Genomic DNA, 23,011 nt, shown 5'->3' on the forward strand with positions numbered 1-23,011 from the left:
CATACACCCGCCTCACCCATCCCCTCGTCCGGGACTCACGCGACGAGCCCTTCCGCCCCGCCACCTGGGACGAGACGCTCGCCCGGGCGGCGGACGGGTTCCGGCGCACCAAGGAGGCGCACGGCCATCGACCGCCTGGGGGCGTACGAATGACCGCCATACCGCTGGGAGTGCCGCGCCGCCTCGTCGAGTTCACGCTGGACGGGCAGGAGGCGCGGGTGCCCGAGGGGTCGACGATCCTGGACGCCTGCCGGGCCGCGGGCAAGGACATCCCGACGCTGTGCCAGGGCGACACCCTCACACCGAAGAACGCGTGCCGGGTCTGTGTCGTCGAGGTCGAGGGCGCCCGCACCCTCGCCCCGGCGTGCTCGCGCAAGGCCGAGGCGGGGATGGAGGTGCGCACGGACACGGAGCGGGCCCGGCACAGCCGCAAGGTCGTCCTCGAACTGCTCGCGTCGTCCGTGAACCTGTCGACGACGCCGCGCGCCGCCGAGTGGATCAAGGAGTACGAGGCGAAGCCCGACCGGTTCGGACCGGACGCGGCGCGTGTCGACGAGGAGCCGCGCGTCGACAACGACCTGTACGTCCGGGACTACGACAAGTGCATCCTCTGCTACAAGTGCGTCGACGCGTGCGGTGACCAGTGGCAGAACACGTTCGCCATCTCGGTCGTGGGGCGTGGCTTCGACGCCAGGATCGCCGTGGAGCACGACGCGCCGCTGACGGACTCGGCGTGCGTGTACTGCGGCAACTGCGTCGAGGTGTGCCCGACGGGCGCGCTGTCCTTCAAGTCGGAGTTCGACATGCGGGCCGCGGGCACCTGGAACGAGGCCGAGCGGACGGAGACGACGACGGTGTGCGCGTACTGCGGAGTGGGCTGCAACCTCACTCTCCATGTGCAGGACAATGAGATCGTCAAGGTCACCTCGCCGCACGACAACCCGGTGACCCACGGCAACCTCTGCATCAAGGGCCGCTTCGGCTATCAGCACGTACAGAACCGGGACTGATCGACACATGGGACGAGTCACGGAACGACGCAAGGTGCTCCGCATCCGGGACGGGCAGGTCTCCAACAGGCCCGACACGCTCGTCGCCGAGGAGCCGCTTGAGATCCGGCTCAACGGCAAGCCCCTCGCCATCACGATGCGCACCCCGGGCGACGACTTCGCGCTCGCGGCGGGGTTCCTGGTCAGCGAGGGCGTCCTCGGCGCGACGGAGGAACTGCAGAGCATCGTGTACTGCGCGGGGGCTACTCAGGACGGGTCGAATACGTACAACGTCGTGGACGTGCGGACCGCTCCCGGTGTGGTGCTGCCCGACATCACGCTCGAACGCAACGTGTACACGACGTCGTCGTGCGGCCTGTGCGGGAAGGCGAGCCTGGACGCGGTGCGTACGCAGACCCGGTTCGCGATCGACGACACTCCCCCGGTCCGGATCGAGCCCTCGCTCCTGGCGAGCCTCCCCGACCGGCTGCGCGAGGCCCAGCGGGTCTTCGACCGGACCGGGGGTCTGCACGCCGCGGCGCTGTTCTCGGAGGCCGGGGAACTGCTCGACATCCGCGAGGACGTGGGCCGGCACAACGCGGTGGACAAGCTCGTCGGGCGCGCCCTCCAGAGCGGCGGTCTTCCGCTTTCGCGCGCGATCCTGCTCGTCTCGGGCCGCGCCTCCTTCGAGCTCGCGCAGAAGGCGGTGATGGCGGGCATCCCGGTCCTCGCGGCCGTGTCCGCGCCGTCGTCGCTCGCGGTCGACCTGGCCGCCGAGACCGGCCTCACGCTGGTCGGCTTCCTGCGCGGGCCCAACATGAACGTGTACGCGGGAGAACACCGCATCGCCCTGCGGGCCGCGGCCGCCCAGGGCTGACCGGATTCCCCGCGGCACGGCGACGGGGCCCGGATCCGGCGGGGAGCGCCCCCTGCGCCGGCCGGGCCCCACGCGCCGACGCCCCGGCATCACTGTTTCCTACGTGCCCGGCTCGCCGGATATCCGCCCCAGCATGTCCATGAACGCGGCGCGCTCCGCCGCGCGCCGACGACGTGATGATCTACGGCGCCGAGACCTGGGCCGAGCCCATCTCGGCAAGGTCGTCCTGATCCCCTGATGCACGGTGCTTGTGGCGTGCCGAGCGTCCCAAGTAGCGTCTGTGATCCGGACATTGGACGTGGGATGTCTGGATGTCCAGACGCATGAGCCGTGACATCAGCCTTGACATGAGCCGTTGAAAGGGTGGCCGCACCATGCCGTCAAGTCTCCGCGTACGTCTGAGATCCCTGGGCACATCCGTCGTCGCGCTGCTCGCCGTCGCCGCGGGAGCCGCACTGCCCGCGCACGCCGCCGAACCGGCCGGCGCGGCGCAGGCGGCCCGAGCAGCCGCGACGCAACCGCCGTTCGAGCAACAGGTCCTCTTCAAGGCTTCCCAGGATCCCGGGTACGCCTGCTATCGCATTCCCGCCGTCGTGAAGACGAAGCAGGGGACGCTGCTCGCCTTCGCCGAGGGGCGGACGAACGACTGTTCCGACGCGGGCGACATAGACATCGTCGTCAAGCGGTCCGAGGACGGCGGCCGGACCTGGAGCCCGCTCCAGGTCGTCAACGAGGGCGCAGGTGACACCCACGGCAACCCCGCCCCCGTGGTCGACCTCAGGACGGGCCGCATCCTGCTCGCGGAGACGTACAACACCGGCCGCACGGACGGGAAGAACTGCGACGTGCCGTGCGACCGCACCCCGCACCTCCAGTACAGCGACGACGACGGCCGCACCTGGTCGGCGCCGCGCGACCTGAGCGACGAGATCCTGCCGAAGGACTGGAACTCCTGGTACGCGACCGGACCCGTGCACGGCATCCAGCTCACCCAGGGGCGCCACCGCGGCCGGCTCGTCTTCACCGTCAACGCCGAGACCTGGAACGGCAGTCGCGTCACCGCGAACCACGCCGCGCTCATGGTCAGCGACGACGGCGGCAGCCACTGGCGGGTCGGCGCGAAGGACTCCTGGCCGATCGCGGACGACGGCACCTTCCGGCAGAAGCCGTCCGAGATGACCGTCGCCGAACTGCCCGGCGGCACCCTGTACGTGTCGGGGCGCGAGCAGGACGGCACCGACCTCGGTCACCGCACACACACGTGGAGCCGGGACGGCGGCGACTCGTTCACGCGGCGCTTCACGGCGATCCCCGACCTCTACACCCCGCAGGTGCAGGGTTCGGTCCTGCGCGCCGGCAACCGGCTCCTGCTGGCCTGCCCCGGCGACCCCGACCGGCGCCGGACCATGACCGTCCGTTCCTCGTACGACGGCGGGCGGACCTGGGACAGCTTCGACCGCTCGACCGTGGTGACGACCGACTGGTCCGGCTACTCGGACCTCGTGCAGGCGACCCGCGACCAGGTGGGCCTCATGTACGAGGGCGGCGCGGTCGACGCCCGCGACGAGATCCGCTTCGCTCGCTTCACCGAGCGCTGGCTGACGCCACGCCGCGGCGCCGACCCGACGACGGAGGACCGGGCCCGCCACGCGCGCGACGCGGCCGTGCTCGGCGGCGCCTCCCCGACCGCCGGCCGCTTCGGCGGGGCGCTCTCCTTCGACGGCACGGACGACGCCGTACGGCTCCCGTACAGCGACCGGCTGCCGCTCGGCACTAAGGACTTCACCGCGTCGCTGTGGTTCCGCTACTCCGCCACGACCGGTGAGCAGCCCCTGCTGTGGATGGGCGGCATCGGCACCACGCAGCCGCAGGTGTGGCTGCGCGCCGAGCCCGCGAGCAACCGCATCACGGGCCTGATCACCACGCGGGACGGAGCCGCGGCCCCGCGAACGGCCTCGGTGCGCACCACCGCCGCGTACAACGACGGCCAGTGGCACCACGCCGTACTGCGGCGCGGCGGAGGACAGCTGACGCTCACCGTCGACGGGACGTCGGTCGGTACGCCCGACGTGCCGGGCTCCGTCAGCCGTAACTCGCCGTTCGGCGTGCACGTGGGCGAACGGATGGACAGCCGGGCACACTTCACCGGCGCGATCGACGACGTCCGCGTCCACGACCGGGCGCTGAGCGACGAGGAGCTCGACACCCCGATCACCACTGTGACCCCTGACACCGTCCTGTGGCTGCCCATGGACCGCGTACGCGGCGGCCACTAGCGTCCGAAAGGTGCCCGCGGACACGGAGGCGGTGCGCCGCAGGAGCATGAGGGCGGGGATCGGCCTGCTGCTGGCCCTGGTGTGCGCCGCCGCGCTGCTGACCACCCTCCCGGACGACGACCGGGAGGGCGGTCGCCCGTGCGCGGCGCGCACCGTCGCCTCGTGGTCCGCCGACCCCGGCCTCACGGGCGCGTTCGCCCGCTACGGCGACGACGCGTCGCGGGGCGACGACTGGACCGGCGGCGACGGCACGCACTCGGCGCGGCTCCCGGACGGGCGGGTCCTGTGGCTGTTCTCCGACACCTATCTCGGGCAGGTGCACGCGCCGCCCAACCCGGCGGGCCGGCCCCACGCCTGGCGGGACATCTCGGCGCCGTTGGTGCGCAACTCGGCCGTGGTGATGGGCCGTTCGGGCGCCCTGGAACGCACGCTCCCCGCGCCCCTGTTCCCCGACCCGGCGCCGCAGCAGTGGCGCTGGCCCGTCGCGGCCCGCGTCGAGCCCCGCTCCCCCGGCTCCGCCGAGCAGGTCGTCCGCGTCCTGCTGTGGACCCGTACGACGGGGACGGGTCCCTGGATCTACGGCATGCCCGCCGCCACCGAGGTCGCCACGCTGTCGCTGCCCGGCCTGCGCGTGGAGAGCGTCGTCACGGTCCTCGACCAGCGGGGTGTGCCGGACCCGGCGCGGCGCGTCCTGTTCGGCACGACGGCGCTCGACCGGGGCGGATGGACGTATGTGTTCGGCGGTGACGACGGGCAGGGGGCCACGCGCCACGCCTATGTCGCGCGGGTGCCGCACGGCCGGCTCGCCGAGCCGGGGGCGTGGCGCTACTGGGACGGCTCGGACTGGACGCGGGCTCCACGGCCACGGCCGGTCCTCGGCGACAGTGAACGGCGCGGGGTCGGCAGCGCGTTCACCGTCGTGCGCGACGGCGGTACCTACGTCCTGTTCACGATGGCCGCCGGGACCGCGGGCCTGACCCGTGTCTCCTCTTACTGGGCATGTACGCCGACCGGGCCCTGGCACGGCCCCGCGAAGGGCTTCGATGCGCCGCTGCCGCGGGACGGGGCGCTCCCGCAGGGCACGGCCGCGTACAACCCGCAGGCGCACCCCGCGCTCGGGGGTGGTGACGGGCGTCTGCTGCTCAGCTACGACGTCAACTGGCTGGACGCGGCGCCCGCCACCGCGCAGGCGCAGGTCAGCGGGAACGTGTCGCTGTACCGGCCGCGGTTCGTGGCTCTGCGGCTCGCTCCCCTGCGCTGACCTGCTCCAGGGGGTCGAGCGCCCGGCGCTTGGCGATCACGGCGCACACCATCAGCTGCATCTGATGGAACAGCATCAGCGGCAGCACGGCGAGGGACGCGTGCGCCCCGAACAGGACGCTCGCCATGGGCAGTCCGGCCGCCAGGGACTTCTTCGACCCGGCGAACTGGATCGCGATGCTGTCCTCACGCCCGAAGCCGAGCGCCTTGCCGCCGTACCAGGTGACCGCCAGCATCACGGCGAGCAGCACCGCCTCGACGACGAGGAGCCCGCCCAGGCGCACGGCGCTGACCTGGTGCCAGATGCCCTGGACCATGCCCTCGCTGAACGCGGTGTAGACGACGAGCAGGATCGAGCCGCGGTCCACGTAGCTCAGGACCTTCTTGTGCCGCGTGATGAAGGAGCCGACCCAGCGGCGCAGGAACTGCCCGGCGAGGAACGGCACGAGCAGCTGCAGCACGATCTTGACGAGCGAGTCCGCGGAGAACCCGCCGCCGCTGTTGCCGAGCAGCCCCGCCGCGAGCAGCGGCGTGATGACGATGCCGGCGAGCGAGGAGAAGGACCCCGCGCAGATCGCCGCGGGCACGTTGCCGCGGGCCATCGAGGTGAAGGCGATCGACGACTGGATCGTCGAGGGGACGAGGGTGAGGAAGAGCAGCCCGTCGTAGAGGGACGGCGTGAGCATCACGGGGACGAGGCCGCGGGCCGCGAGGCCGAGGAGCGGGAAGACGACGAACGTGGCGGCGAGGACGGTCACATGGAGCCGCCAGTGCCTGAGCCCGTCGAGCGCCTCGCGGGTCGACAGGCGCGCCCCGTAGAGGAAGAAGAGGAACGCGACGGCGGTGGTCGAGGCGCCGGACGCGACATCGGCCGCACCGCCACGCGCGGGCAGGAGCGCCGCGAGGCCCACCGTCCCTATGAGCGCCATGATGTAGGGGTCGACCGGCATCCAGGACGGCCAAGTCAGGCGTTTCACGGGTTCCATGTTCCTTGCTGTCGGTTCAGGTCGTGCCCTCTCCATCGTCCTCCTGATCACCGCGATCGGGAATCCTGCATACCGCACTGACTGTCATCACGTTTCGCGATGAGCACGGGTAGGGTCGGGGACATGTACGACCCCTCGCAGCTGCGTACGTTCCTCGCGGTGGCCCAGACGCTGAGCTTCACGCAGGCCGCCCGCCGCCTCGGCCTGCGCCAGTCCACGGTCAGCCAGCATGTGCGGCGCCTGGAGGACGCCACGGGGCGGACCCTGTTCACGCGGGACACGCACACCGTGGAGCTCACGGAGGACGGCGAGGCGATGCTCGGTTTCGCGCGCCGGATCCTGGAGGTGCACGAGCAGGCGTCGGCGTTCTTCACGGGCACGCGGCTGCGGGGGCGGCTGCGCTTCGGGGCGTCGGAGGACTTCGTCCTGACCCGGCTCACCGAGATCCTGGAGGCGTTCCGGCACGACCACCCGGAGGTGGACCTGGAGCTGACGGTCGAGCTTTCCGGGACGCTGCACGAGCAGCTCGACGCGGGCAAGCTCGACCTGGTCCTCGCCAAGCGGCGCCCGGAGGACCCGCGCGGCGAGTCCGTGTGGCACGACCGGCTGGTGTGGATCGGCGCCGAGCGGCTGCGCCTGGACCCGGACCGTCCGGTGCCGCTCATCGTGTACCCGCCGCCGGGCATCTCGCGGGCCCTGGCCCTCGAAGCCCTGGAGCGGCACGGCCGCGCCTGGCGGGTGGCGTGCACCAGCGGCAGCCTCAACGGCCTGATCGCGGCGGCCAGGGCGGGCCTCGGCGTGATGGCGCACTCGCGTGGCCTGATCCCGCCCGGCCTGGTCCGCGTACCGGAGCGGGCGGGGCTGCCGGAGCTGGGCGAGGTGGACTTCGTCCTGCTGCACGGGCCGCGGCACGCCAGCGCCCAGGGCGACGCGGCGCAGGCGCTGGCCCAGGCGATCCTCGACGGGGGCGACCGGCTGCACCGCAGCCATTAGGGTCTTTCGCCCGCCGCAGGGCGGGCCCGCCGTCCGCAGGGAGCGACCGCGTCGGCCGCCGCCAGGGATGGTCGTGAACCGTCCGTGGAGAAATCGGAAGCGACCAGTCCGCCCAAAAAGCCCTCAGCGGACCCCCGGTAACCACCCCGTACAGATTCCGTGGAGATTACGCCACCGAAACTTACTGAACCGTAAGAATTCTGTCCCGCCCTTCCCCTTGTGGCCGTATTTCACCGGCTGACCAGTGCATATTCCGCGCGCTCCGGCCCATTTGGACCCCTCCCGCCGGGGCGCGCGGTGGGGTACCGTCACCGGCGCTGTGCGGAGCGCCACAAGGAGCAACATGCGCGAGTTCACCAATCCTCCTCTGGCGTCGGCGCCGCCGGTGGGCGGCCTGGCCGACGCTGTGTTCGACCATGCCCTCGAGGATCCGCTGCGCGTCGCGCTCGGCCGCAAGGACGATGCGGGCCGCTGGCAGGACGTGACGGCCGCCGAATTCCGTGACGAAGTGCTCGGGCTGGCCAAGGGGCTGCTCGCGCAGGGCGTCCGCTTCGGCGACCGCGTCGCAATCATGTCGAGGACCCGCTACGAGTGGACCCTCTTCGACTTCGCGCTGTGGACGATCGGCGCCCAGGTCGTGCCGATCTACCCCACCGCCTCCGCCGAGCAGGTCTTCTGGACCCTGCACGACGCTCAGGTGTCGGCCGCGATGGTGGAGCACGAGGACCACGCGATGACGATCGCCACCGTCATCGGCCGCCTGCCCACGCTCAACCGGATGTGGCAGCTGGACGCCGATCCCGTCCCCTATCTCATCGAGTCCGGCGCGCACATCGACGACGAGGTGGTGCACCGTCACCGGCGCGCCGTCACCCCCGACGCGATCGCCACAATCATCTACACCTCGGGCACCACGGGCCGCCCCAAGGGCTGCGTCATCAGCCACGCGAACTTCATGTTCGAGGCGGACACGATGATCACCCGCTGGGAGCCGGTGTTCCACTCCAAGCGCGGCGACGAGGCCTCGACCTTGCTGTTCCTGCCGCTCGCGCACGTCTTCGGGCGCATGGTGCAGATCGCCACGATCCGCGGCGGCGTGAAGCTCGGCCACCAGCCGCAGCTCAATGCGGCGGCCCTGCTGCCCGACCTGCAGTCGTTCCGGCCGACGTTCATCCTCGCCGTGCCGTACATCTTCGAGAAGGTCTTCAACGCGGCCCGTCGCAAGGCCGAGAAGGACGGCAAGTCGGGGCCGTTCGACAAGGCCGTCGAGTGCGCCGTCAAGTACGCGGACGCACAGGAGGCCAAGGCGTTCGGCACCGGCCCCGGACCGTCCGCGTCGCTGCGCATGCAGCACTCGATCTTCGACAAGCTCGTCTACTCCAAGGTCCGCGAGGCGATGGGCGGCCGGGTGCGGCACGCCATGTCGGGCGGCTCGGGCATGGACCGCCGCCTCGGCCTGTTCTTCGCGGGCGCCGGCGTCACGATCTACGAGGGCTACGGCCTCACCGAGTCCACGGCCGCGGCGACCGCGAACCCGCCGGAGCAGACCCGCTACGGCACGGTCGGCCAGGCCATCCCCGGCACGACGGTCCACATCGCCGACGACGGCGAGATCTGGCTGTACGGCGGCAATGTGTTCCAGGGGTACCTCAACGACCCCAAGTCCACCGACGCCACCCTGCACGACGGCTGGCTGGCCACCGGCGACCTCGGCTCGCTGGACGACGACGGCTACCTGACGATCACCGGCCGCAAGAAGGAGATCCTCGTGACCTCCGGCGGCAAGAGCGTCTCGCCGCAGCAGCTGGAGGAACGGGTGCGCGACCATCCGCTGGTCGCCCAGTGCATCGTCGTCGGCAACGACCGCCCGTACATCGCCGCGCTCGTCACGCTGGAGGCCGAGGCCGTCGAGCACTGGCTGGGCATGCGGGGCAAGCCGCCGCTGAAGCCCGCCCAGCTGGTCCACGACCCGGACCTGGAGACCGAGGTGCGCAGGGCCGTCGTGGCGGCCAACACCCTGGTCTCGCAGGCCGAGTCGATCCGTACGTTCCGGATACTGGCCTACCAGTTCACCGAGGAGCACGGGCTGCTCACACCGTCCCTGAAGCTGAAGCGGAAGGCGATCGAGACGGCGTACGCGGAGGAGGTCGAGGCGCTGTACCGGGGCTGATCGCGCGCCGGTACGTTCCCGACGGTAACCCCGCCACAAGGCCCTGACCCGGGCGTGAGCCGTTTCTGACGGTTCATCAATTACCGATGCGTCAGTTATTGACGGTTCATCAGGTCGCGCACAGAATCACCCTCACCCGACGGAGGGGGCCCATCGTGTCGCGAAATGTCCGCGCCATCACCGCCACTGTGGCGGCACTGCTGCTCGCCACCGCCTGCAACTCCGCCGCAACCGGCAACTCCCCTGACAGCAAGGGGAGTTCGGTACGCGGAGTGACGGATGACGCCATCAAGGTCGGCGGCATCGTCTCCATGACGACCGCCAGCGGCTACAGCAAGAAGGACACCGACCTCGGCGCGAGGGCCCGCTTCGCCCGTGCCGACGCCGAAGGCGGGATCAACGGCAGGAAGATCGACTACCTGGGTGCGGAGGACGACGGCCAGGACCCGGCCAAGAACCTCGCCGCGGCCCGCAAACTCGTCCAGCAGGACAAGGTGTTCGCGATCTCGCCGATGAGTTCGGTCACCTTCTCCGGCGCCGACTTCCTCCAGAAGCAGAAGGTCCCCACGTTCGGCTGGGGCACCATCCCGTCCTTCTGCGGACCCACCTACATCTACGGCTTCGGCGGCTGCATGGTCCCGATGCCCGGCGGCACCATCTCGCAGACCTGGCCCGAGGGCCTCAAGCAGGTCACGCACGGCGCCAAGGGGAAGACCGTCGCCATCCTCGCCAACGACAACGACGCGGGCACCTTCGCCATCCGCACCTACAAGCAGAGCTTCGCGTCCGCCGGATACAAGGTCACCTTCGCCAAGTCGTCCGTGCCCGCGACCTCGGTGCCGAGCGACTGGTCGGCGTACACCAAGGAGATCCTGCGCAGCGACGGCGGCAAGGCGCCCGACATCGTCGTCTCCGTCATGCAGACCCCGTACAACATCGGCCTGTTCACCGCCGTCAAGCGCTCCGGGTACCGCGGCGTCCTCACCGACCCGACCGACTACGACCCGGGGCTGCTCGCCAAGAGCGCCACGAAGGAGGCACTCGACGGGGTGCACATCCTGCTCACCTTCGAGCCCTTCGAGACGCGCTCGGCGACGATGAAGCAGTTCAAGGCGGACATCAAGAAGGCGTCGGGCGGAAAGGACGTGCCCCTCAACATGCACATGATGACCGGCTACATGTCCGCCGACCTGTTCCTCTCCATCGCGCAGAAAGCGGGCCGGAACCTCACCGTCGCCTCCTTCCAGAAGGCCGCGAACGGGTTCTCCGACACCGGCACCATGGTCGGCGACCGCGCCCTGCCCAAGGGACAGAAGGAGTCGTTCGGCTGCGGCGCCCTCGTCCAGCTCAAGAACGGGGCGTACCACGTCTCGTCACCCTTCAAGTGCTACGAGCCCATCCCGTTCAAGTAGGGGGCGCCCCGCATGTCCGACCTGCTGGCCTTCGTGCTGAGCGGGCTCGTGTCGGGTGCGCTGTACGCGCTCCTCGCCACCGGCCTCGTCCTGTCGTACTCGGCCTCCGGCCTCTTCAACTTCGCCCATGGCGCCACCGCCTACCTGTGCGCGCTCGCTTTCTACGAACTGCACTCCGGCCTCGGCTGGCCCGCCGTACCGACCGCGCTCCTCCTCGTCTGTGTCGCATCTCCCTTGCTGGGCTGGGGACTTGACAGGCTGATGTTCCGCAAGCTGGCGCGCGTCGGCGAGACCGCGCAGATCGTCGCGACCATCGGCCTCCTCGTCGCACTGCCCGCGCTCGGCCTGTGGGTGGTGGAACTGCTCGACGACGCGGGCGTGTCCGTCAAGCCCGCCGAGAACCAGTTCGGGCTGCCGGGCGTAGGCCCGAGCCCCGCGAAGAACTGGCAGCTGATGGACGGCGTCGGCATCGACTCCGACCAGCTGATCACATGGGTGGCGACCGCCACGGTCGCGCTCGGCCTGTGGATCCTGATGCGCCACACCACCCTCGGCCTGCGCCTGCGGGCCGCCGTCGACAACCGCTCACTCGTCGAACTGCGCGGCATGAGCGCCGACCGGCTCTCCACCGTGGCGTGGATGCTGTCGTCCGGGCTCGCGGGCCTCGCCGGCGTCCTCGCTACCCCGCTGCTCGGCCTGTCCGCACACGACTTCACCCTGTTCCTGTTCGTGTCGGCGACCGCCGCGGTCCTCGGGCGCTTCGCCTCCGTACCCCTCGCCTTCGCGGGCGGACTCGGCCTCGGAGTCCTGCAGAACCTCGTCGCCGGCTACTCCTCCTTCGCCGAACGCGTCACGGGGTTCCGCACCGCCGTCCCGTTCCTGATCCTCTTCGCCGGACTGCTGCTGCTCACCCGGCGACAGCGCATGGCGGGGACGGCCGCCGCCGACGCCCCGCCCGTCGACTACCTCGCGGGCCGCCCCTGGGCACGGAAATGGGGCCCGTGGGCGGTGGCCGCCGCGCTGCTCGCGGCCGCCTTCTACACCGTGACGACCCCGTTCTGGAGCGGCATCCTCGCCCAGGGCCTCGCCCTCTCGCTCGTCTTCGTCTCCTTCACCGTCGTGACGGGGCTCGGCGCGATGGTGTCCCTCGCGCAGGCCACCTTCGTCACCGGCGCGGCGCTCGTGGCCGGGCTCCTGATGAGCCACGGCTGGCCGTTCATCGCGGCGGCGCTCGTGGGCACCTGCGTCGCGGCCGTCCTCGGGGCGCTCGTGGCACTGCCCGCGCTGCGCCTCGGCGGCCGCACCCTCGCCCTCGCCACACTCGCCCTCGCCTTCCTCGCCGACCAAGTCCTTTTCCAGATGGGCTGGTTGAGGAACGGCGACACCGGCTGGGAAATCCCGCGCCCCGTCTTCGGACCCGTCGACCTGAGCGACGACCGGGCGATGGGCGTCGCGATGGTCGTCCTGTGCGCAGCCGCCGTGGCCGCCCTCGGCGCACTGCGCAACTCCCCCTCGGGCCGCGCGATGCTCGCCGTGCGCTCGGCGCCCGCCGCAGCGATGGCCTCCGGAGTCTCCGTCATCCGCACCAAACTCCTCCTCTTCACCCTCTCGGCCGGCCTCGCGGGCTTCGGGGGCGTGATGTACGCGTCGTACAACACCCGCATCACCGCTACCGACTTCACCGCGATGACGGGTCTGATCTGGCTCGCGGTGGTCGTCGCGGCAGGGGTACGGCGCCCGCAGTTCGCGGTCGTAGCGGGCCTCGTCTACGCGATCGTGCCGCACCTCGTCGCGGACCACGTCACGGACTCCGTCCATCTCCCGGTCGTCCTGTTCGGCCTGGCGGGCCTCGCACTCGCCAACGACCCGGACGGCTACTGCGCGGCGATCTCCGTACGACGGCACAGACGCAGAAGTACGAAGACGGGGGCAGGAGTCACTACCTCCGAAGCAACGGGCCCGGCCCCCACGCCCGCCCCCGAAAGCGGCACCCCGCCGGCCCTCGAACTGCGCGGCCTGCACGCCGGATACGACGGCGCGCCCGTCCTGCACGGAGTCCGCATCACCGTGCACCCCGGCGAGATCGTCGCCCTCCTCGGCCCCAACGGCGCCGGGAAGTCCACGACGTGCCGTACCGCCGCCGGACTCCTCACACCCCTGCGGGGGCAGGTGTACGTCGCCGGGCGGGACGTCACACGCGAGGGCCCCGTCCGCCGGGCGCGGGCCGGCGTACTCCTCGCCCCCGAAGGACGCGGCATCTTCCCCGCCCTCACCATCGAGGAGAACCTCACCCTGCACCTCCCCGACAAGCACGCGCGCGAGGCCGTGTACGAGCGCTTCGCCGGGCTCGCCGCCCGCCGCAACGTCACCGCGGGCGCACTCTCCGGCGGTGAACAGCAGCTGCTCGCCCTCGCCCCGCTCCTCCAGGAGCCGCCCCGGGTCCTCATCGCCGACGAGCCGTCCCTCGGTCTCGCGCCGCGCATCGTCGAGGACGTGTTCCGGCTGCTCACCGAACTCCGCGACGCCGGAACAGGGCTGCTCCTCGTCGAGGAGAAGGCCACCGAGATCCTCGGCGTCGCCGACACCGTCGCGTATCTCGACCGGGGCCGCGTCTCGTGGTGCGGCCCGCGCGCCGAAGTGCGGGCCGACCGGCTCACCGAGGCCTACCTGGGGCTCGCCGCGAGCGGACCGGGCACGGCGCAGGACGCGGAAGAGGAAGGGGCGGTGCGGCCATGACCGGGACCACCGGGGGACCCGTGCTCGAAGCGGCCGGAGTCGGCGTCCGTTTCGGCGGGATCCACGCGCTCGACGGGGTCGGCATGACGCTGCGCGCCGGCGAGGTGTGCGGCCTCATCGGCCCGAACGGCGCAGGCAAGACCACCTTCTTCGACGTCGTCTCCGGCATCCGGCGCCCCGACGAGGGCCGCGTCCTCCTGGACGGCGAGGACATCACGCGCCGCTCCCCCGTGTGGCGGGCCCGCCACGGGATGCGCCGCACGTTCCAGCGCCAGCAGCTCTTCGGCCAGCTCACGGTCGCGGACAACCTGCTGGTGGCGCAGGAGTGGCGGGGCGGCGGGGGCGGGCTCGCCGCCGATCTGCTGGCGGCGCCGACCAGACGGACGTACGAGCGCCGGCGTCGCGAGCAGGCGTCGTCGATGCTGCACGCGTGCGGCCTCGACGCGCTGGCCGGGGAGTACGCGGGGGCGCTCCCGGTAGGCCAGGCACGCATGGTGGAACTGGCCCGGGCGGGGGTGGAGGGGGCGCGGGTGGTGCTGCTCGACGAGCCCGCGTCAGGAATGACAGATGATGAAATCTGTCAGCTGAAATCCGTCATCCGTCATCTGTCAGACCAACAGGGCTGCGCCGTGCTCCTCGTCGAGCACAACGTCGCCTTCGTCATGGACCTCTGCTCCCGCATAGTCGTGCTCGACCTCGGGACCGTGCTGGCCGAGGGCACCCCGGCGGCGGTCCGTGCCGACCCGGCCGTACGGGACGCCTATCTCGGTCCGGCCGGGTGAGCGGGGCCCGGGGCGCACCCGTGAACACGCTGTGAACGGGAATGCGCTCCGGGCCGTGATCGTTGACGATGGGAGTACCAACCGACAACGCGAAGGATCGAGAGCTCGTGAGCAAGGTCCCCCCGATCGTCCTGAACAACGGCGTCGAGATGCCCCAGCTCGGTTTCGGCGTCTGGCAGGTGCCGGACGCCGAGGCCGAGAAGGCTGTCGCGACGGCCCTGGAGGCCGGGTACCGCAGCATCGACACCGCCGCGATCTACGGCAACGAGGAGGGCACCGGCAAGGCCGTCGCCGCCTCCGGCATCGCCCGCGAGAAGCTCTTCGTCACCACGAAGCTGTGGAACGCCGACCAGGGTTACGACGCGACGCTGCGCGCCTTCGACGCCTCCCTCGACAAGCTGGGCCTCGACTACCTCGATCTGTTCCTGATCCACTGGCCGCTGCCCTCGAAGGACAGCTACGTCGACACGTACAAGGCCCTCGAGAAGATCTACGCGGACGGCCGCGCCAAGGCCATCGGTGTCTCCAACTTCCTTCCGGAGCACCTGGAGCGCCTCCTCGGCGAGACGTCCATCATCCCGGCGGTCAACCAGATCGAGCTGCACCCGCATCTCCAGCAGCGCGCCGCGCGCGAGTTCCACGCGGAGCAGGGCATCGCCACCGAGGCCTGGTCGCCGCTGGGTCAGGGCAAGGGCCTTCTCGAGGTCCCGGCGATCGTCGCGATCGCCCAGAAGCACGGGCGCACGCCGGCTCAGATCGTGCTGCGCTGGCACGTCCAGCTCGGCAATGTCGTGATCCCCAAGTCCGTGACGCCGTCACGGATCGTGGAGAACATCGACGTGTTCGACTTCGAGCTGGACATCGAGGACATCGCGGCGATCAGCGCGCTGAACGAGGACCGTCGCCTGGGTCCCGACCCGGCGACGTTCGACGTGGCCTGACCGCGTCACGCGTACGGCTTCGTGTGCCCCGAGGTCCGGAGGCGGGGCACAAGTGCGTGAGACGGGGCATCAAGCGCGGCCGTAGAGGTCGCCGAGGGCTTTGACCGTGTGACCGGCCGTTTCGACAGGGACGGGCGGGGCGTCTTCGAGGGCGACGACACGCATGACGGCAAGGACGTCCGGGTGCGGTTCGTGTGGTCGGGGATCTCGGTGACGACGGCGCACTGGGAGCAGTTCTTCTCGGTGGACGGCGGCGACACATGCTGTCGAACTGGACGATGGCGTTCACCCGTCGCCCCTGACCCGCCGTCGGTGGACGCCGCTCACTGATCTCGCGTCAGGTGTGCCGAGTGAAGGAGTGAACGGTGAACTCCGGCTCCGGGCGCGGGACTTCGGGGTCGGGGAGCGCGGCGAGGCGGTCGGCGAGCGCCGCTCCGCCGGCTCTGTAGATCCTGCCGCGCCGCACGTCGTCGGCGAGGCGCCTCGGGGTGCGGCCCTGGCCGTGTCCGGGGAAGCGGGCCTCGCCGCTCGGCCGCAGCCCGTGGCCGGCGGCGTGGGAGGCGACCCGTGCGGCCGCGTCGGAGGGGAGGCGGCCGCGATAGGGGGCCACGAGGGTGTCGATGTCACTGCCCACGTCGTGGGCGGCGGCCTTGTCTACGGTGGTCACCAGAACGCCGCCGGGCCGCAGGACGCGGGCGGCCTCGGCTATGACGGGGCGCGCGTCGGGCAGCAGATGCAGCAGCCAGATCACGGCCACGACGTCCACGGAGGCGCTGCGGAACGGGAGTTGGCGGCTGTCGCCGCGGATGACGGCGCCGTCGAGGCGGGGCGCCGCGGCGCGGAGCATGCCGGGGGCGAGGTCGATGCCGACGGCGCGCAGGCCCGGCCTGGTGAGCCGCATCGTGACGAGCCCCGTGCCGCAGGCCAGGTCGAGGAGGGTGCGGGCGGTCGGCGGCACAAGGCGGAGCACGGCCTCGGCGGCGGACCGGGCGCGGGGTATGCCGCCGCGGGTCTCGTCGTAGACCGCGGCTTCCTTGTCGTAGTCCAGCACCGGCGGTCACCTCACGCCGTGGCTGGGGGCGATCTCCTGGACGCGATGGGCGAGGCCGAAGTCGAGGTGGGTGAGGGCGCCGCCCACGCTGTGGGTGTTCACGGACACGTCGACCGTGTTGTAGCCGAGGGTCAGGTCGGAGTGGTGGTCGAGCTCGTCCTGGATCTGCGCGATGTGCATGACGAGGGCCGTGGCCGCGAAATGGTTGGCCAGGCGGTAGGTGCGGGTGAGTCTGTCATCGGCCACGCTCCAACCGGGCAGCTCGGCGAGACGGTCCTCGATCTCCTTCTGGGACAGCGGCTCCAAGGGCATGACCAGGTCCTTTCCCTGTGATGTGCGAGGAGTTCCAGCGTCCCACAGGGGTGGCTCCGCGCGCCCCTCGGCTACGGTCGTGGCATGTCGACTGCCACGCGTGCTCGCCAGTCCGGAATCGGTCCTCTGCTGCGGGAATGGCGGGAACGGCGGCGGGTGAGCCAGCTGGAGCTCGCCCTGCGCGCCGATTCGTCCGCCCGGCATCTCAGCTTCGTGGAGACGGGCAGGTCACGGCCGAGCGAGGAGCTCGTCCTGCGGCTCGCGGAGCATCTGGACGTGCCGGTGCGGGAGCGCAACGCGCTGCTGCTCGCGGCGGGTTACGCGCCACGGTTCGCGGAGACCCCGTTCGACGACCCGTCGATGGGGGCGCTGCGGGAGGGCCTGGACCGGCTCCTGCACGGCTACGAGCCGTATCCGGCGCTGGTCGTCGACGCGACGTACACGGTGGTCGCCGCCAATCGGGGCATCGCGATGCTGATGGAGGGGATTCCCGAGTCGCTGCTGACCCCGCCGCTCAACGCGATGCGGCTCACCCTGCACCCGGAGGGCCTCGCGCCGCGGATCCGGAACCTGCGCGAGTGGCGGGGACATCTCCTGGCGCAGATGGAGCGGCAGATCGCGCTGGACCGCTCGGAAGCGCTGCGCGCGGTGTACGACGAGGTCAAGGCGTATCCGGTGGCGGACAGGGACGGGGGCGACGGCGGTGGGGAGGTCGGCGAGGCGGTGCCGTACTTCGCGCTGCCGATGGTGATCGAGCACGACGGGCAGGTCCTGTCGTTCGTGTCGTCGATCTCGACCTTCAACACCCCGATGGACGTGACGGTGGCCGAGCTGGCGATCGAGACGTTCCTGCCCGCCGACCCGGCGACGGTGAAGTATCTGCGGTCGCTCGCGCCGTAGTCGGGGACCTCGTAGCGGGATCCACGCGGTAGTGGGCAGGCCACTCATCGCACTGGTACCGTTCACGCGGCTCGCGCACATGTTCAGTGCGCGCAGTGCCGCGGCTGGGAGCGCACCGGCTCCCGAATCCGCTCGCCGCCCGGCACGTGGGGAGACGTGACGTGAGTGAACGGCGGCCCGCGCCGACCGTGGGTCAGGTGGTTCTGGGCAGACGCCTGCGGGAACTGCGGGAGTCGGCCGGGCTCACCCGCGACGAGGCCGCCCGCGCGCTGCGCGTCACCGGCGCCACGATACGCCGCATGGAGACCGCGGAGGTCGCCCTCAAGATCCCGTACGTACAGATGCTCCTGGAGCTGTACGGGGTGCCGGAGCAGGAGGCCGAGGCCTTCGTCGGTCTCGCCGAGGAGGCGAATCTGCCGGGCTGGTGGCAGCGGTTCCACGACATCCTGCCCGACTGGTTCAGCCTGTACGTGAGCCTGGAGAGCGCGGCCGGGCTCATCAGGTCGTACGAGCCGCACTTCGTGCCGGGGCTGCTGCAGACCGAGGAGTACGCGCGGGCCGTCCTGGACGCGGGCACCGTCGGCCGCACGCAGCCCGATGACCTGGAACGCCATGTGACGCTGCGGATGGCCCGGCAGGCGCTGCTGACCCGTGAGGACGCGCCTCATCTGTGGGTCGTGATGGACGAGACCGTGCTGCGCCGGCCGCCCGGCGGCCCCAAGGTGCTGCGCAATCAGCTCGACCGGCTCATCGAGGCGGCCGAGCTGCCTCAAGTGACGCTCCAGATAGCCGAGTTCGCGGCGGGCCCGCACCCGGGGACGTTCGGCCCGTTCACGCTGTTCCGGTTCCCGGTGCGCGAGCTGCCGGACATGGTCTTCAGCGAGTACGTCACGGGCGCGCTCTATCTGGACGGCCGGGCCGAGGTGGGCACCCATCTGGAGGTGCTCGACCACATCGCGGCGCACGCGGCGTCCGCCGAGCGCACGGTGGAGCTGCTGCGGAAGAAGCGCGCCCAGCTCTGACATACGACGCGTGGTGACCGCCGAGGCGCCGGAACCGCGACGCGTGGTGACGGCCGACGTGTGGTGACAGCAGTGCCGCGGGCCCGTCTCTGCGGGACCGCGGCACATGAAGGCTGCGCGTGCGCCCTCAGGCGAGCTTTGCCGTGAGGGTGATCGTGGTGCCGGTGAGCGCCTGGCTCACCGGGCAGTTCTTCTTGGCGTCCTCGGCCGCCGCGGCGAATCCGGCCTCGTCGAGCCCGGGCACCGTGCCCTCCACCGTGAGGTGAATTCCGGTGATGCCCTCACCCGGCTGGAACGTGACGTCCGCGGAGGTGACGAGCTTGGTGGGCGGGTTGCCGCCGGTCGTCAGGCCGTTGGACAGGGCCATCGAGAAGCAGCTGGAGTGCGCGGCGGCGATCAGCTCCTCCGGGCTGGTCTTGCCGTTGGCCTGCTCGGCGCGGGAGGGCCAGGACACGGCCTGCTGGCCGATGCCGGACGAGTCGAAGGTGACGACGCCGCTCCCCTTGAGCAGATCGCCTTCCCACACGGTGTGCGCGGAGCGCGTGGTAGCCACGGTGATTCCCTTCAGTCGGGTGCCGGTTGGGGCGTTGGGCACCATCCGACCACACCCGGACCGCTTATGGCCGGAATGCGCACGGGGCACGGATCAGTCGGTGGTGTCCCCGGCGACGCGCTTCTTGCGGGCCGCCATCCACGCGTAGACGAGGACTCCGACGAAGAGGAACAGGACGCCCTGGTAGACGGCCGCGTATCCGGCGCCGCCGACCAGCCAGAGGGAGAAGCCGAACGCGGCGAGGGCGAGCACCATGTCGCGGGCCAGGCGCGGGCCGCTGACGCGGTGGCCCTGCCCGGACAGCAGGAAGTAGATCTGGGCGGCGGTCGCGAGGAGGTAGGGGACGGTCGCGGTGAACGTGGTGACCAGGACGAGGGTCTCGAAGACCCCGGCCGAGCCCGCCGTGTAGTTGTAGACCGTCAGGATCGAGGCGAGGGTGACGGCGACGAGGACGCCGACGGTCGGGGTGCCGCGCTTCTTCTTGGTGAACACCGCGGGGAACAGGCCGTCCTTGGCGGCGGCGTACGGGGTCTGGGCGCTCAGGAGTGTCCAGCCGTTCAGGGCGCCGAGCATGGAGACGATCGCGGCGATCGCCACGGCGGTGCCGCCCCAGGTGCCGCCGAACATGGCGTTGACGGCGTCGGAGAGGGGCGCGCTGGAGTCGACGAGCCGGTCGTGGGCGACGGTCCCGAAGACGGCGACCGTGCACAGCAGGTAGAGGAGGGCGGCGAGTCCCGTGCCGAGGACGGTGGCGCGGCCCACGTTGCGCTCGGGGTCGCGGACCTCGCCGGCGCTGACCGAGGCGGACTCGACGCCGAGGTAGCTGAAGAGGAGGATCGCGGCGGACGCGGAGACGGCGCCGAGCGCGGAGTCGCCGCTCGCCCGGAACGGTCCGAGGTTGTCGGCGTGGAAGAAGAACAGGCCGCCGACGGCCACGAGGAGCAGCGGCGCGAACTTCAGGACCGTCGACACGAGCTGCACCGCGCCGACGTAGCGGGTGCCCGCGAGGTTGGCGAGGGCGGGCAGCCACTGGACGGTGAGCGCGGCGACGATGGTCCAGAACCGGGAGCCGTGGATGGGCAGGAGCACGTCGAGGTAGCCGACGGCGGCCACGGCGAGGGCCGCATTCGACACCCAGGTGGTGATCCAGTACGACCAGGAGGCCAGGAACCCGGCGAAGTCGCCGAACGCCTCGCGCGCGTAGACGTACGGTCCGCCGGTCCGGGGATGGCGGCGGGCGAGGCGGCCGAAGACGAGCGCGAGCGCGATGGCTCCGACGGTGAGGACACCGAAGGCGACGAGGCTGATGGTGCCGAAGGGGGCGACGGAGGCCGGGAGCAGGAAGATGCCGCCGCCGATGATGTTGCCCATCACGAGGGCGGTGGCGATGGGGAGCCCGAAGCGGCGGGCGTGCTTGCTGGGGAGCTCTTCGTGCTGCGGGGCCGGAGCCGGCTTCGTCACGGTTCCGGTGTGGGGCATGGGGTGGTGCGCCTCTCTCGTGCGGGCGCCGACCGGGATCGCCGGGCGACGTCCCATGGTCGACCCTCGGCACACATCGTTCAAAATCAGGCGGAATCGTCCTGCGGAGTGACTGTCGCGGCCGTAAATGATGCGTCGGGGGCGGGCTCGTGCCGGGATTCGTCCAGCGGCACCTGAGGACCGCTGCCCTCTCGCAGCCAGCGGCGGAGCACGTGGTGCACCTGCTGGGCACCCACCAGTTCCACGCCCTTCGCGACCGGCGGCGAGAAGGCCTCCGGGGCGAGCAGGAACGGGTGGCCCTGGGCGCCGCCGAGCCCTCCGTGGGAGCCGATCTGCTCCTCGAAGGCGAGCACTTCGCCCTCGGCCGGGTCGTACCAGGAGTTCACCATGATGTCGGCGGTGTGCGGGAAGGAGTCGGTGCGGCGGACCGCGTCGGCGGCGTGGGCACCGAAGTCGGCCAGGGGACCCGGGCGCCCGTCGAGGTCGGCCAGGGGGATCTCGGCGCCGCGCGCGCCGAGGACGACGGCGCCGTGCTCCTCGCTGCGCACCAGCAGGAAGCCGATGCCGGGGTGGTTGGCGAGGGTCGTGAGGAGCGCCGGGTGGCGGGCGTCGATCTCCTCCTTGCTCATGCGGTGCGGCACGTCCGGGAAGGAGACCAGGCCGAGGTTGCCGGAGGCGAGCACGATCGGCTCGGAGCGGCGCGACGCCGGGCGGTGCTTCTCGTCACCCTCCTCGACGGGCCTGCGCAGCGCGGCCCTGACTGCGGCGCGGGCCTCGGCGCCACTGTGGGTACGCCGGGCACGGCGCGGCACGGGCAGGCCGCAGCCCGCCCGGACGAGGTCCTGGAGGCCGAGCCCGTAGCGGGCGCGGAACGTCTCGCCGGGGCTCTGCCCGTGATCGGACAGGACGACGATCCGGTACGGGCGCGGGGCGTGCTCGGCGACCTTCGCGAGCAGCGCGAGGGAGCGGTCGAGGCGCGCGAGGACCTTCTCGGCGTCGTGGCTGACGGGCCCGGAGTGGTGGGCGACCTCGTCGTACGCGACGAGGTCGGCGTAGACGGCGCTGCGGCCCGCGAGCATGTCGCCGATGACCGCGGCGACGACGACGTCCCGCTCCACGACGGTCGCGAACGCGCGGATGAACGGGTAGAGCCCGCCGCGGCCGACGCGGGGACGCCGGCGGGTCAGGCGGGCCCGGGTGGACTGGCCGATCTCGCGGCCGACCTCGGCGACGAAGGACAGGGCGGTGCGCACGGCGTTCGCTGGGTCGCTGAAGTAGGCGAAGTAGCCGGCCCGCGAGCGGTTCTCCTTGCCGCGGCGAGCCGCGACGGACAGCACGAGGGCGACCTGTTCGGCGCCTCCGCTGAAGAGGTTGCCGCGGCTGGCGCCGTCCAGGGTGAGGAGTCCGCCGTCGCCGGTGTGCTCGATGGCGCGGCGCTGGAGTTCGGCGGCGCTGGTGGGCCGGTTGGAGACCTGGATCTCGCGGGTGTCCTTCTCGTACCAGCGGAACGCGGGCACGTCGTAGTTGCTGCCGTGCAGGATGCCGAGCTGACTGGCGCCCGTCTGGCTGGACCAGTCGGTGCGCCAGGGGGTGAGGCGGTGGGTGCCGGAGCCGAGCCACGCGCCGACGGTGGGCATCACACCCCGGTCCACGGCGTAGCGCAGGACGTCGTGGCCGACGCCGTCGAGCTGGAGGAAGACCGTGCCGGGGGTGGACGGTCCGGCTCCGGCGCTCCCTCTGCGGCGGCGCCGGTCGGCGAGGCGGTAGAGGCGGCGGCGGTAGGCGTCGTCGTCGCGTACGGCGAGGGCTCCCCCGGTGGCGGACGCGACCGCGGACATGACGGCGGCGACGACGACGGCGGTCTCGGGGTTGGCCTCGCCCCGGCCGTCGGGGACGAGGGCCAGGGCGAAGAGCAGCAGGCCGCCGTTGAGGAAGAAGACGACGAGGCCGAGGACGAGCGCGGGCACCAGAAGCAGGGCGCGCACGAGGAGCGGCCACACCAGCGCGGACAGGATGCCGAAGGCGCCCGCGCCGAGCGCGGCGGTGACGGCGATGCGGGTGGCGCTGTCACCGTTGTCCGACTGGAGCTGGAAGTCCGGCAGGATCCCGGCGAGCACGAGCATCGTGACGGTGCTGACCGCCCACACGGCGATCGACCGCCACCATGTGCCGGCGAACCGCCGCCAACGCCCCTCACCCACGCCCCGCTCACCCTCTCGCCGTCTGGTCGACCCCGGGCCAAGCGTGTCATATGAGCGCGATACGTCCGGGT

19 protein-coding genes are annotated in these 23,011 nt (G+C 71.5%); 13 read left to right on the top strand and 6 right to left on the bottom strand.

Annotated features, from left to right (window positions below):
* The first annotated feature begins 149 nt into the window (after window positions 1-149).
* The 4 genes from OG758_RS13840 (at window position 150) to OG758_RS13855 (ending at window position 5,403) form a co-directional block, all read left to right on the top strand.
* Complete coding sequence (locus OG758_RS13840) at window positions 150-1,010, top strand: 2Fe-2S iron-sulfur cluster-binding protein (RefSeq protein WP_326715902.1); 861 nt, start codon at window positions 150-152, stop codon at window positions 1,008-1,010.
* 7 nt (window positions 1,011-1,017) lie between these two features.
* Window positions 1,018-1,866 carry a formate dehydrogenase accessory sulfurtransferase FdhD gene (fdhD, locus tag OG758_RS13845; protein WP_326710278.1) on the top strand — a complete coding sequence of 283 codons (849 nt, stop codon included), beginning with the start codon at window positions 1,018-1,020 and terminating at the stop codon, window positions 1,864-1,866.
* A 374-nt stretch (window positions 1,867-2,240) separates the two neighbouring features.
* Complete coding sequence (locus OG758_RS13850; protein WP_326710279.1) at window positions 2,241-4,142, top strand: exo-alpha-sialidase; 1,902 nt, start codon at window positions 2,241-2,243, stop codon at window positions 4,140-4,142.
* Window positions 4,143-4,152: 10 nt separating this feature from the next.
* Window positions 4,153-5,403, top strand: a complete 1,251-nt coding sequence (locus OG758_RS13855) for a DUF4185 domain-containing protein (protein WP_405655162.1) — start codon at window positions 4,153-4,155, stop codon at window positions 5,401-5,403.
* Here OG758_RS13855 and OG758_RS13860 read toward each other — a convergent pair.
* Entirely contained in the window at window positions 5,339-6,379 is a 1,041-nt protein-coding gene (locus tag OG758_RS13860) for a bile acid:sodium symporter family protein (RefSeq protein WP_326710280.1), read from the bottom strand. The two genes, OG758_RS13855 and OG758_RS13860, sit on opposite strands and share 65 nt — an antisense overlap.
* Window positions 6,380-6,511: 132 nt before the next feature.
* Between OG758_RS13860 and OG758_RS13865 the strand changes: the two genes are divergently transcribed.
* The 7 genes from OG758_RS13865 to OG758_RS13895 all read left to right on the top strand — a co-directional run bounded on the left by OG758_RS13865 (window position 6,512) and on the right by OG758_RS13895 (window position 15,752).
* The gene (locus OG758_RS13865; protein ID WP_326710281.1) at window positions 6,512-7,381 is read left to right on the top strand and encodes a LysR substrate-binding domain-containing protein; all 870 of its coding nucleotides are present in this window, start codon (window positions 6,512-6,514) and stop codon (window positions 7,379-7,381) included.
* Window positions 7,382-7,724: 343 nt separating this feature from the next.
* Window positions 7,725-9,551 (top strand): AMP-dependent synthetase/ligase, encoded by a 1,827-nt coding sequence (locus tag OG758_RS13870; protein ID WP_326710282.1) that lies wholly within the window; start codon window positions 7,725-7,727, stop codon window positions 9,549-9,551.
* Window positions 9,552-9,706: 155 nt separating this feature from the next.
* Window positions 9,707-10,963, top strand: a complete 1,257-nt coding sequence (locus tag OG758_RS13875) for an ABC transporter substrate-binding protein (RefSeq protein ID WP_326710283.1) — start codon at window positions 9,707-9,709, stop codon at window positions 10,961-10,963.
* A gap of 12 nt (window positions 10,964-10,975) precedes the next feature.
* Complete coding sequence (locus tag OG758_RS13880) at window positions 10,976-13,699, top strand: ABC transporter permease subunit (protein WP_326710284.1); 2,724 nt, start codon at window positions 10,976-10,978, stop codon at window positions 13,697-13,699.
* Window positions 13,696-14,481 (top strand): ABC transporter ATP-binding protein, encoded by a 786-nt coding sequence (locus OG758_RS13885; protein WP_326710285.1) that lies wholly within the window; start codon window positions 13,696-13,698, stop codon window positions 14,479-14,481. The genes OG758_RS13880 and OG758_RS13885 overlap by 4 nt, the downstream gene beginning before the upstream one ends.
* A gap of 68 nt (window positions 14,482-14,549) precedes the next feature.
* Complete coding sequence (locus OG758_RS13890) at window positions 14,550-15,422, top strand: aldo/keto reductase (protein ID WP_326710286.1); 873 nt, start codon at window positions 14,550-14,552, stop codon at window positions 15,420-15,422.
* Between the two features lie 108 nt (window positions 15,423-15,530).
* Window positions 15,531-15,752, top strand: a complete 222-nt coding sequence (locus tag OG758_RS13895) for a hypothetical protein (protein ID WP_326710287.1) — start codon at window positions 15,531-15,533, stop codon at window positions 15,750-15,752.
* Window positions 15,753-15,759: 7 nt separating this feature from the next.
* On the opposite strand, the gene OG758_RS13900 is transcribed toward OG758_RS13895, so the two are convergent.
* Both OG758_RS13900 and OG758_RS13905 read right to left on the bottom strand, forming a co-directional pair.
* Window positions 15,760-16,473 carry a class I SAM-dependent methyltransferase gene (locus OG758_RS13900; RefSeq protein ID WP_326710288.1) on the bottom strand — a complete coding sequence of 238 codons (714 nt, stop codon included), beginning with the start codon at window positions 16,471-16,473 and terminating at the stop codon, window positions 15,760-15,762.
* Window positions 16,474-16,479: 6 nt separating this feature from the next.
* Window positions 16,480-16,785: a 4a-hydroxytetrahydrobiopterin dehydratase gene (locus OG758_RS13905; RefSeq protein ID WP_326710289.1), complete on the bottom strand. Its 306-nt coding sequence runs from the start codon at window positions 16,783-16,785 to the stop codon at window positions 16,480-16,482.
* A gap of 84 nt (window positions 16,786-16,869) precedes the next feature.
* Between OG758_RS13905 and OG758_RS13910 the strand changes: the two genes are divergently transcribed.
* Window positions 16,870-17,685: a helix-turn-helix domain-containing protein gene (locus tag OG758_RS13910; protein ID WP_326710290.1), complete on the top strand. Its 816-nt coding sequence runs from the start codon at window positions 16,870-16,872 to the stop codon at window positions 17,683-17,685.
* Window positions 17,686-17,846: 161 nt separating this feature from the next.
* Window positions 17,847-18,707, top strand: a complete 861-nt coding sequence (locus OG758_RS13915; RefSeq protein WP_326710291.1) for a helix-turn-helix domain-containing protein — start codon at window positions 17,847-17,849, stop codon at window positions 18,705-18,707.
* 127 nt (window positions 18,708-18,834) lie between these two features.
* Here the strand turns inward: OG758_RS13915 and OG758_RS13920 are convergent, their stop codons facing one another.
* The 3 genes from OG758_RS13920 to OG758_RS13930 all read right to left on the bottom strand — a co-directional run bounded on the left by OG758_RS13920 (window position 18,835) and on the right by OG758_RS13930 (window position 22,940).
* Window positions 18,835-19,260 (bottom strand): OsmC family peroxiredoxin, encoded by a 426-nt coding sequence (locus OG758_RS13920; protein ID WP_326710292.1) that lies wholly within the window; start codon window positions 19,258-19,260, stop codon window positions 18,835-18,837.
* Window positions 19,261-19,353: 93 nt separating this feature from the next.
* On the bottom strand, window positions 19,354-20,739 hold the full coding sequence (locus tag OG758_RS13925; RefSeq protein ID WP_326715904.1) for an amino acid permease: 1,386 nt from the start codon (window positions 20,737-20,739) through the stop codon (window positions 19,354-19,356).
* 86 nt (window positions 20,740-20,825) lie between these two features.
* Window positions 20,826-22,940: a phage holin family protein gene (locus tag OG758_RS13930; protein ID WP_326710293.1), complete on the bottom strand. Its 2,115-nt coding sequence runs from the start codon at window positions 22,938-22,940 to the stop codon at window positions 20,826-20,828.
* Window positions 22,941-23,011: the final 71 nt, after the last annotated feature.

The organism is Streptomyces sp. NBC_01474 (assembly GCF_035918215.1).
Classification (GTDB): Bacteria; Actinomycetota; Actinomycetes; order Streptomycetales; family Streptomycetaceae; genus Streptomyces; species Streptomyces aureus.

Coding starts and splice junctions, on each gene's coding strand:
- OG758_RS13840 (WP_326715902.1), top strand. CDS start 150: ATGACCGCCATACCGCTGGGAGTGCCGCGCCGCCTCGTCGAGTTCACG.
- fdhD (WP_326710278.1), top strand. CDS start 1,018: ATGGGACGAGTCACGGAACGACGCAAGGTGCTCCGCATCCGGGACGGG.
- OG758_RS13850 (WP_326710279.1), top strand. CDS start 2,241: ATGCCGTCAAGTCTCCGCGTACGTCTGAGATCCCTGGGCACATCCGTC.
- OG758_RS13865 (WP_326710281.1), top strand. CDS start 6,512: ATGTACGACCCCTCGCAGCTGCGTACGTTCCTCGCGGTGGCCCAGACG.
- OG758_RS13870 (WP_326710282.1), top strand. CDS start 7,725: ATGCGCGAGTTCACCAATCCTCCTCTGGCGTCGGCGCCGCCGGTGGGC.
- OG758_RS13880 (WP_326710284.1), top strand. CDS start 10,976: ATGTCCGACCTGCTGGCCTTCGTGCTGAGCGGGCTCGTGTCGGGTGCG.
- OG758_RS13885 (WP_326710285.1), top strand. CDS start 13,696: ATGACCGGGACCACCGGGGGACCCGTGCTCGAAGCGGCCGGAGTCGGC.
- OG758_RS13890 (WP_326710286.1), top strand. CDS start 14,550: ATGGGAGTACCAACCGACAACGCGAAGGATCGAGAGCTCGTGAGCAAG.
- OG758_RS13905 (WP_326710289.1), bottom strand. CDS start 16,785: ATGCCCTTGGAGCCGCTGTCCCAGAAGGAGATCGAGGACCGTCTCGCC.
- OG758_RS13910 (WP_326710290.1), top strand. CDS start 16,870: ATGTCGACTGCCACGCGTGCTCGCCAGTCCGGAATCGGTCCTCTGCTG.
- OG758_RS13925 (WP_326715904.1), bottom strand. CDS start 20,739: ATGCCCCACACCGGAACCGTGACGAAGCCGGCTCCGGCCCCGCAGCAC.